Annotated in this window: 7 protein-coding genes; 5 read left to right on the top strand and 2 right to left on the bottom strand. The window is 73.4% G+C overall.

Translation table 11 applies throughout. From position 1 onward, the window contains the following. On the top strand, positions 1 to 1,427 hold a 1,427-nt coding region (locus EEJ42_RS47250; protein ID WP_148082242.1), incomplete at its 5' end, for an FUSC family protein. Here the strand turns inward: EEJ42_RS47250 and EEJ42_RS47245 are convergent. Continuing rightward, positions 1,424 to 2,251 carry an LLM class F420-dependent oxidoreductase gene (locus EEJ42_RS47245; RefSeq protein WP_123108316.1) on the bottom strand — a complete coding sequence of 276 codons (828 nt, stop codon included), beginning with the start codon at positions 2,249 to 2,251 and terminating at the stop codon, positions 1,424 to 1,426. The two genes, EEJ42_RS47250 and EEJ42_RS47245, sit on opposite strands and share 4 nt — an antisense overlap. A gap of 560 nt (positions 2,252 to 2,811) precedes the next feature. Between EEJ42_RS47245 and EEJ42_RS47240 the strand changes: the two genes are divergently transcribed. The 4 genes from EEJ42_RS47240 to EEJ42_RS47225 all read left to right on the top strand — a co-directional run bounded on the left by EEJ42_RS47240 (position 2,812) and on the right by EEJ42_RS47225 (position 9,221). Beyond that, the gene (locus tag EEJ42_RS47240; protein WP_123108315.1) at positions 2,812 to 3,036 is read left to right on the top strand and encodes a type A2 lantipeptide; all 225 of its coding nucleotides are present in this window, start codon (positions 2,812 to 2,814) and stop codon (positions 3,034 to 3,036) included. A gap of 143 nt (positions 3,037 to 3,179) precedes the next feature. Then, entirely contained in the window at positions 3,180 to 3,989 is an 810-nt protein-coding gene (locus EEJ42_RS47235) for an HlyD family efflux transporter periplasmic adaptor subunit (protein ID WP_123108314.1), read from the top strand. 29 nt (positions 3,990 to 4,018) lie between these two features. Then, positions 4,019 to 6,334 (top strand): NHLP family bacteriocin export ABC transporter peptidase/permease/ATPase subunit, encoded by a 2,316-nt coding sequence (locus tag EEJ42_RS47230; protein ID WP_425473087.1) that lies wholly within the window; start codon positions 4,019 to 4,021, stop codon positions 6,332 to 6,334. 1 nt (position 6,335) lies between these two features. Beyond that, complete coding sequence (locus tag EEJ42_RS47225; protein WP_123108313.1) at positions 6,336 to 9,221, top strand: NHLP bacteriocin export ABC transporter permease/ATPase subunit; 2,886 nt, start codon at positions 6,336 to 6,338, stop codon at positions 9,219 to 9,221. Positions 9,222 to 9,233: 12 nt separating this feature from the next. Here EEJ42_RS47225 and EEJ42_RS47220 read toward each other — a convergent pair whose 3' ends face one another. Continuing rightward, positions 9,234 to 9,476, bottom strand: a complete 243-nt coding sequence (locus EEJ42_RS47220) for a hypothetical protein (RefSeq protein WP_123108312.1) — start codon at positions 9,474 to 9,476, stop codon at positions 9,234 to 9,236. Positions 9,477 to 9,557 lie beyond the last annotated feature (81 nt).

Raw genomic sequence — 9,557 nt, 5'->3', positions numbered from 1 at the left:
TCCGCCCCGCCCTCGCCGCCCTCGCCGACCCCCGGGTCGGCGCACCCGCCGAAGGCCCGGGCCGGGACCGGGCGCGGGAACTGCTCGACGCGGCCGCCGACGTCCTGGACGCCGCCGCCCGGTCGATCCGCCGCGGCGCCCCCGCCGAGGTGCCGTCCGCGACCAGGGAGACCCTGCGGATCGACGACGAGGGCGGCGCGGACGAGGGCGGCTCGGACGAGACCCTGGAGGGGCCCGCGCGCCGGGCCGCCGTCCAGCTGTCGCACCTGCTCACCGAGGTGCTGGAGATCGCCGACAGCAGCGGCAGGGGCCTGGGCCCCACCTCCGGCGCGGACGAGGCTCCGCCGCTGCTGCGGCCGACGGTGTTCCAGCTGGTGCCGATCGTGCTGCGCACGATGCGCCGCGAGCTGCGCGGCGACTCGCCCGTCTTCCGGCACGCCCTGCGGCTCGCCGCGGTGGCCTGTCTCGGTTATGTGCTCGGCAGCGCGCTTCCGCTCGGCCACGGCTACTGGGCCCCGGTCACCTCCGTGATGGTGATGCGGCCGGACTTCCACCGCACCTACGCCCGGGCCGTGGCCCGCTTCGCGGGCACGCTGGTGGGCGTCGCGCTGGCCACCGGCGCGGTGCAGCTGGCCCACCCGGACGCGTATCTGTCCGGCGGGCTGGCCGTGATCGCCGCCGCCCTGACGTATCTGCTGATGCGCACCGGATACGCGGCCTCGCAGTGCACCTCGGCCGCGTACGCCGTCCTCCTGCTCGGGATGGGCGGCGAGGGGTGGCACCAGACGGTGCCGGACCGGGTCCTGCTCACCCTGCTGGGCGGGGTGCTCGCGATGCTGGCGTACGTGGCGTTCCCGGCCTGGGAGACACCGCGGATGCTGGACCGGCTCGCGGACTGGCTCGCCGCGAGCGGCCGGTACGCGGCGGCGGTGGTCCGCGGCTACGCCGAGCCCGGTGAGCTGCCCGCCACGGACGTACGGCGCACCCTGCTCGCCGACCGTACGGCGCACGCCGCGTGGAACGAGGCCCTCGACCGGGCCAAGCGGGAGCCCGTGCGCCACCGGGGGCTGACCCGCGCGCAGGCGGAGGAGGCGCAGGCGGCGCTGGAGGCGTTCGGGCGGGCGGCGATGTTGCTGGAGACCCATCTGCCGCAGCGCGGCGCACGACCGGTCCCGGGGGCCGCCCGGTTCGCCGACGCGCTGGCGGCGGACACCGAGCGGGCGGCGCGCCATGTGCGGGAACGGCGCAGACCGCGCTGGGACCGGGCCAAGGAGGCCCTCGTCGACTGGGAGGCCGACAGCACCGCGGAGGCGGTGGTGCAGAGCGGGGCGGAGCTGCTCGTACGGCCCCTGGACCAGCTGACGACCGCCGTGGACCGGGCGCCCCTGGAAACGGACACCGAGGCGGCCCGGCGAGACACCCCCTAGCTACGGAACCGTTCGGCGAGTGCGGCCATCGTGTCGAGGTGGGCGAGCGTCGCGCCCTCCGGCTTCGTCGGCAGGTACAACAGCACCCGGTCCACGCCGAGCCGCCGATACCCCTCCAGCGCCTCGGCGGTGTCGGGCACCGCGTACACCGTCACCGGCACCTCCCGGCCCGCCACCTGCCGCAGCCGCTCGATCTGCGGGGCCAGCCCGTCGGGCGGCACACTGTTGGCCAGCCAGCCGTCCCCATGGGCGGCGATCCGGGGGAACGCGGCCTCGCCGCCGCCCACGTAGATCGGCGGGTGCGGACGCTGTACCGGCTTGGGCCACTGGTAGACGGGGTCGAAGTTCACGAACTCGCCGTGGTACTCCGCCTTCTCCTTCGTCCACAGCTCACGGATCGCCTCCAGCCGCTCGTTCACCAGTCGGCCACGCGTGGACGGGTCGGTCCCGTGGTTCTCCATCTCCTCGCGGTTCCATCCGACGCCCACCCCGAAGACGGCCCGCCCGCCGGAGACCACGTCGAGGGAGGCCACTTCCTGCGCCGTGATGATCGGGTCCCGCTGTGCCACCAGGGCCACCCCGGTCCCCAGCAGCAGCCGTGTGGTGACCCCGGCGATGGTGCTCAGCGTGACGAACGGATCGAGGGTGCGGTAGTAGATCTCCGGCAGCTCGCCACCGCCCGGGTAGGGCGAGCGGCGTTCCACCGGGATGTGGCTGTGCTCGGCGATGAAGAGTGAGTCGAACCCCCGCTCGTCGAGGGCGCGCCCCAGGGCGGCGGGCCCGATGCCCTGGTCGGTCACGAAGGTCGATACGCCAATCCTCACAGCGACTCCTCGGTCGGCGACTCCACAGTTCGGCATGCGCGTAGGCACAAGGGTGCTCAGCGGGTACCCCCGGGACCGCACGTCACACGTGGCGGATCGACGAGCCGCCGACGGTCGTGAAATGCGACCGGAGGTCGGCAGGTCTTCAAGTGATCGGCACATCCATTCCACAGAAGGCGCGTGTAGCGCACGTCGGCGGCGCTCCGCGATCACGGGGTGCGGCGGCTGCGCCCGGGAATGCGCGGATTTACGCGCGGAGGGGGAGGGCGGTGCCGCGCGAGTGGTGACGTTCGTGTGTGGAGGCGGTGCCGGTCACGTGGGCGCGTGTGCACGCCATGTGATCGGAAACTTGGCGGAATGCGTAGTTCCGGATGCGCCTCGATTCGAAGGCTGCCAGCCCACGTGGTTACATCCTTCCGCGCCGAGACGTTCCCGGGAGCCCGGTTTCCGGGAAGCGCGGGAACGTGCCGCGGTTGGCCGACGTGGGAGCCGAATGCCTTTCGGCAACTACCGGCCGTTACAAGCTCATTTCGAGATATGTATCCAAGGGAGACGCAGTAATGAACAACGCACCCAAGGTCGCGACCCAGGAGATCTCCGACGCTGAGCTGGACAACGTGGCCGGCGGTCTCGGCGCTGTGGGCAACGCCCTTGGCACCGTGCACTCCGTCACCGGTCCCGTCACCGGCCCGGTCACCGGCGCCGTGGGCACCGTCACCGGCACCGTCGACGGCGCGACCGGCCTGAACACCTCCGGCATCGTCGGCACGGTCGCGGGTCTCTGAGACCACCGCGTCCACCCCATGCCCCGGGCCTGCCTGGTCCGGGGCATGCGCGGTTGCCCGGCACCCGTCGTACGGGCCGCCCGGGCCGCGCACCCGACACCCGTTCCCTCGCGCCCCCTCCGGCCGGTTGAGGAAAGACTCCCGTGCAGTTCCGCCAGCAGGCCCTTTCCAAGCTCCAGTCGGCAGACGACATCGACCTGCCGGTCCGCTACGCCCGCCCCCAGGGCTGGCTCGCGCTGACCGTCACCCTCGTCGCCATGGCCGCGGCCGCCGTCTGGGCGGTGACCGGCACCGTGGGCAACACTCTGGGCGCCTCCGGCATCCTCACCCACGGCCAGGGCAGCTATGTCCTCCAGAGCCCGGTCAGGGGACAGGTCACCGCCGTGCTCGCCGAGGAGGGCAGCACGGTGCGGGCGGGCGCACCGCTGGTGAAGGTCCGTAACCCCGGCGGAGGAGCCACGGTCGTGCGCGCCCTCGCCGCCGGCCGGCTCACCACCGTGTCCGTCTCGATCGGCTCCGTCCTCGACACCGGCGCCGACGTGGCCTCCGTGGAGCGTGTCCGCAATTCCCGCGACCCGCTGACCGCGACCCTGTACGTACCGGCGGACCGGGCGGCATCGGTGCCCGCGGGCGCCACGGTCGACCTCGATGTGCAGTCGGCGCCCTCCGGGACGTACGGCGTGCTGCGCGGCCATGTCCAGGCGGTCGGCCGGACCGCCCAGTCGCGCCAGCAGATCGGCTCCTTCCTCGGCAGCGCACAGCTCGGCGAGGAGTTCTCGAAGGACGGCCCACCGGTCGCGGTGGCGGTACGCCTCGACCGTTCCTCCGCCACCCGCTCCGGCTACCGCTGGTCCTCGCCGAAGGGCCCGCCGTTCGCCCTGGGCTCCATGACCCTGGCCTCCGGCACCATCCACCTGGCCGACCGTCACCCCGTCGATTGGCTGCTCCCGTGACCGCGACGAACCCGACGAATCCGCCGAACGTGGCTGACGAGACGAACCCGGCGGACGCGACGCACGAGAGCGGCGGACCGCCCCGCCCCGCACCCGCCGGGACCAGCGGACGCCGCCGCCCCGAACCGGCCCGCGGACGGCGGCGCGCACCGCGGCGCGGGAACGGGCCGAAGAAGCAGGGGCGGCGGACCGTACGCACCCCCACCGTGCTCCAGATGGAGGCGCTGGAGTGCGGCGCCGCGTCGCTCGCCATGGTGCTCGCCCACTACGGACGCCACGTACCGCTGGAGGAGCTGCGGATCGCCTGCGGGGTCTCCCGCGACGGATCGCGCGCCAGCAACGTGCTGAAGGCCGCCCGCAGTTACGGGCTGCGCGCCAAGGGCATGCAGATGGAGCCGGAGGCGCTGGCCGAGGTCCAGGCCCCGGCGATCCTGTTCTGGGAGTTCAACCACTACGTCGTCTACGACGGCATGGGGCGTCGGTTCGGCAAGCGCGGCGTCCACATCAACGACCCCGACAAGGGGCGCCGCTTCGTCTCCGCCGAGGAGTTCGGCTCGAGTTTCACCGGGATCTGCCTGGTCTTCGAGCCCGACGACTCCTTCCGCCGCGGCGGACGGAAGCCCGGCATCCTGAACGCCCTGCCCGCGCGGCTGCGCGGCACCGGCGGCACCCTGCTGGCCTCGCTGCTGGCCAGCCTGCTGCTGGTGGCGGTGGGCGCCGCGGTGCCCGCGCTCAGCCGCACCTTCATCGACACCTTCATCGTCGGCGGCCAGACCTCGATGCTGCCACCGCTGTTCGCGTCCATGGCCGTGGCGGTGGTGCTGACCGCGGTGCTGACCGGTGTCCAGCAGGCGAACCTGCTGCGCGGACGCATCATCTCCTCCACCCTCGGCAGCGCCCGGTTCCTGCGCCATCTGCTGCGGCTGCCCGTCACGTTCTTCGCCCAGCGCAGCCCCGCCGACCTGGTGCAGCGCCTGCGATCCAACGACACCGTCGCCGAGACCCTCGCCCGCGACCTGGCCGCGGCGGCGGTCGACGGGATCGTGGTGGTGCTGTACGCCCTGCTGCTGTGGACCTACGACCCCCAGCTCACCCTGGTGGGCGTCGGGCTCGCGCTGCTCAACGTGGTCGCGATGCGCATCGTGATACGGCTGCGCGCCACCCGCACCCAGAAGCTGCGCGCCGACACCGCGCGGCTGACCACCACCGCGTACACCGGGCTCCAGCTCATCGAGACCATGAAGGCCACCGGCGGCGAGAGTGGCTACTTCCGCCGCTGGGCCGGTCAGCACGCCATCACGCTGGAGGAACAGCAGCGCCTCGGCGTGCCGAGCGCGGTCCTGGGCGTCGTGGCGCCCACCCTCGCCACCCTCAACAGCGCGCTGATCCTGTGGATCGGCGGGCTGCGGGCCGTCGAGGGCCATCTGTCGGTCGGGCTGCTGGTGGCGTTCCAGGCGCTGGTCACCCGCTTCACCGCGCCCATCACCCGGCTCAACGGGGTGGCCGGGCGCATCCAGGACTTCTCCGCGGACGTGGCCCGGCTGGGGGACGTGGAGCGCTTCCCCGCGGACACCCTCCACACCCGCGACGAGGGGCAGCCGGACGCCGACGGCGCCCGCCGCCTCACCGGCCACGTGACCCTGGAGGACATCACCTTCGGCTACAACCCGCTGGACGAACCGCTGCTGCGCGGCTTCTCGCTGTCCGTCGGCCCCGGCCGCCAAGTGGCGCTGGTCGGCGGCTCCGGCAGCGGCAAGTCCACCGTGTCCCGGCTGGTCTCCGGCCTCTACAGCCCGTGGGAGGGGGCCATCCGCATCGACGGCCAGCGGCTGGAGGACATCCCCCGCGGGCGGCTCGCCGCCTCGGTGTCCTTCGTCGACCAGGACGTCTTCCTGTTCGAGGGGACGGTCCGCGACAACGTGGCGCTGTGGGACCCGTCGATCCCGGACGACGCGGTGGTGGCCGCCCTGCGGGACGCCGCCCTCTACGACGACGTCATCGCCCGCCGCCCCGGCGGGATCCACTGCCGGGTCGAGCAGGACGGCCGCAACTTCTCGGGCGGACAGCGGCAGCGGCTGGAGATCGCCCGGGCCCTGGTCCGCCGCCCCAGCGTGCTGGTCCTGGACGAGGTGACCAGCGCCCTGGACGCGCAGACCGAACAGACCGTCATGGACAGCCTGCGCCGCCGCGGCTGCGCGTGCGTGGTGATCGCCCACCGGCTCAGCACCGTCCGGGACAGCGACGAGATCCTCGTCCTGGACCGCGGCACGGTCGTGGAACGCGGACGGCACGAGGACCTCGCGGTCGCCGGAGGCCCGTACGCCGAGCTGATGAAGGAGCACTGACATGGCGTCCGTACACCCGCCCGCGGCCGCGGCCACGGACGCGGCCGGCGGCGACGCGGTGGTGCGGGCGCTGGGCGCCCTCGGCACCCCGGTCGACGGCGCCGGGCTGCGCAGCCTCCCGCTGGAGGGCCCGCAGGTGCTCTGGCTCGTCGTCGCGGGCGCCCTGGACCTCTTCGCGGTCGACGCCGCCGAGGAGGGGCAGTGGCACTTCCTCGGCCGCCTGGAGACGGGCGCGGCGCTCCCCGGGCCCGTCGAGGGCCCGCGCCACACCCTGCTGGGGCGGCCCTCGCAGGACTGCGCGCTGCGCCGCATCCCGCTGCGCGAGCTGTACCGGCCGGAGCGGTACGACGCGTACGGCACCCCGTACGACACCACGTACGGGACCGAGGGCGCGTACGCGGACGACGGCGGGTTCCAGGAAGCCCCCACCCCGCTGGAACACGCCGTGGCGCTCGGCATCAGCCGTAGCCTCGGCGTGCTCTTCCAGGCCCCGCTGGACGGGGGAGCGCCACCCGGCGAGGAGGCGGCCGACGAGGACCTGCTGTGGCTCCCGGTGCCGCCCGGCAGCGTGTGCTACGGCGCCGAGTACAGCGCCCAGGCCGCCGGAGACCTGCTGATCGACGGCGCGCTGTGGCAGCGGATGGTCAACCAGCAGTACCGGCTCGGCACCGCAGTGGACCGCTGGATCGACACCCTGGAACGGGCCCACGCCGACCGGACGGCCGCCGGTATCCGGGCCGGTGAGGCCGTACGCTCGCGCGCAGACGAGGCGCTCATCGCGTCCATCGGAGGCCCGCGGCGCTCGCCCGGGGGCGCGGACGACAGCACCGACGACGCCGTGCACGCGGTGTGCCGGGCGGTGGCGGACGCCGCCGGGATCACCCTCCCCGAACCGCCCAAGGGCCCCGCCCCCGACGACCGTACGGACCCCGTGGAGCGCATCGCCGCCCACGCGCGCATCCGCACCCGCGCCGTCCGGCTGGAGGGCCGCTGGTGGCGCGAGGACGCCGGACCGCTGGTGGGCTACCGCGCCCTGTCCGGGGCGCCGGTGGCGCTGCTGTGGCGGCGCGGCCGGTACGAGGCCGTCAACCCGGCCTCGGGCCTGCGGATACGCATCGGCCGCGGCACCGCGGAGGAGTTCGAGCCGCGCGCCGTGATGTTCTACCGCCCGCTGCCCGAGCGGCCGATGACGATGTGGCGGCTGCTGCGCTTCACGGCCCGCGGCGCCGCGCCGGACCTGCGCAGCCTGTTCGCCGCCGGGCTGGTGACGGTGGCGCTGGGCGCGCTGGTGCCGATCGCCACCGGCCAGGTGCTCGGCGGGTTCGTCCCCCGCGCCGAGAAGAGCCCCATCGTCCAGATCGCCCTGGCGCTGATCGTCTCCAGCGTCGTCGCCGCGTCCTTCCTGCTGGTCCAGAACCTGACCCTGCTGCGGCTGGAGGGACGGCTGGAGAGCACGCTCCAGCCCGCCGTCTGGGACCGGCTGCTGCGGCTGCCCACCACGTTCTTCGCCGAGCGCTCCACCGGCGAACTCGCCAGCGCGGCCATGGGCATCAGCACCATGCGCCGGGTGCTGTCCGGCACCGCCCCGGTGGTGCTCCAGGCGGGCACCGTCGGGGCGATGAACCTCGCCCTGCTGCTGTTCTTCAGCGTGCCGCTGGCGCTCGCCGTGATGGGCATGCTGCTGGTCGTGTGCGGCATCTTCTTCGCCATGGGCCTGTGGCAGGTGCGCTGGCAGCGACGGCTGGTGGAGACCGAGAACAAGCTCAACAACCAGGCGTACCAGACCCTGCGCGGACTGCCCAAGCTGCGCGTCGCCGCGGCCGAGAACTACGCCTACGCGGCCTGGGCCCGCGGCTTCGCCCGCTCCCGCGACCTGCACCAGCGCACCGGGCGCATCAAGAACCTCACCCAGGTCCTCGACGCCGTCTACCTTCCGCTGTGCTCGCTCGTCGTGTTCCTGCTGTTGGCCGGTCCGGCGCGGGGCAGCATGTCGGCGGGCGGCTTCCTGACGTTCAACACCTCCGTCACCATGCTGCTGACCTCCCTCACCCAGCTCACCAACTCGCTGGTCTCGGTGGTCGCCGTGCTGCCCATGTTCGAGGAGGTCAAGCCGATCCTGGACGAGCCGCCCGAGGTGCGCGGCGGCAGCGCCCAGCCCGGCCCCCTCTCCGGCGCCCTCCAGGCCAGAAACCTCACTTTCCGGTACGGCGCCGACGGGCCGCTGGTCCTCGACGACGTGTCCCTGGAGATCCAGCCGGGGGAGTTCGTGGCCGTCGTCGGCCCCAGCGGCTGCGGCAAGTCCACCCTGCTGCGGCTCCTCATCGGCTTCGAGCGGCCGGTGTCCGGCAGTGTGCTCTACGACGGACAGGACCTGACCGCCCTCGACCAGGCCGCCGTGCGCCGCCAGTGCGGGGTGGTGCTCCAGAACGCGCAGCCGCTGGGCGGCACCGTGCTCGACTGCATCCGCGGCGCCGAGCCGTTCACCCCGGAGGAGGCCATGGCGGCCGCCGAACTCGCGGGCCTGGCCGAGGACATCCGCCAGATGCCCATGGGACTCCACACGATGATCTCCGGCAGTGGCGCCATCTCGGGCGGCCAGCGCCAGCGCCTGATGATCGCCCAGGCGCTCATCCGCCGCCCGCGCATCCTCTTCTTCGACGAGGCCACCAGCGCCCTCGACAACGAGACCCAGCGCATCGTCATCGACAGCACCCGCCGCCTCAACGCCAGCCGACTGGTGATCGCCCACCGGCTGTCGACCGTCATGGACGCCGACCGCGTGCTCGTCATGGAGGAGGGCCGGGTCGTCGAACAGGGCGCCCCGGCCGAGCTGATGGCCCGGCCGGGCGGAAAACTGCACGAGTTGGTGCGGCGCCAAATGCACTAGCGGGCGGTCGGTTCAGCCCCGGCCGCGCCGGAAGACCGCGTCACCGGCCGCGCCCACGATGAGCCCGAGGACGACCATCACGAGGTACGCGTAGGTCTCGTAGCCGTCGGGGGCGAGGAACCGCACGAACCCCAGGACGTGGATCCTCCAGCCGAGCCATTCGTGCAGCAGGCCGCTGCCACCTCCGACGACGAGGACGAAGCAGAGCAGATCCGATACGGCCGCGAGCGGCGACTTCGAGGAAGTGGAGGTCATGTCCCGACCGTAGGAGCGCGCCCGGTGACACGGGATCGGGCCGAGGTCGGCCGCGCGGTGACCGAAGTCGGCGGTGCGCCG

Origin of the sequence: Streptomyces botrytidirepellens (assembly GCF_003721215.1) — a bacterium.
Lineage (GTDB): Bacteria > Actinomycetota > Actinomycetes > Streptomycetales > Streptomycetaceae > Streptomyces > Streptomyces himastatinicus.
This window is presented reverse-complemented; position numbering and strand designations above follow the sequence as displayed.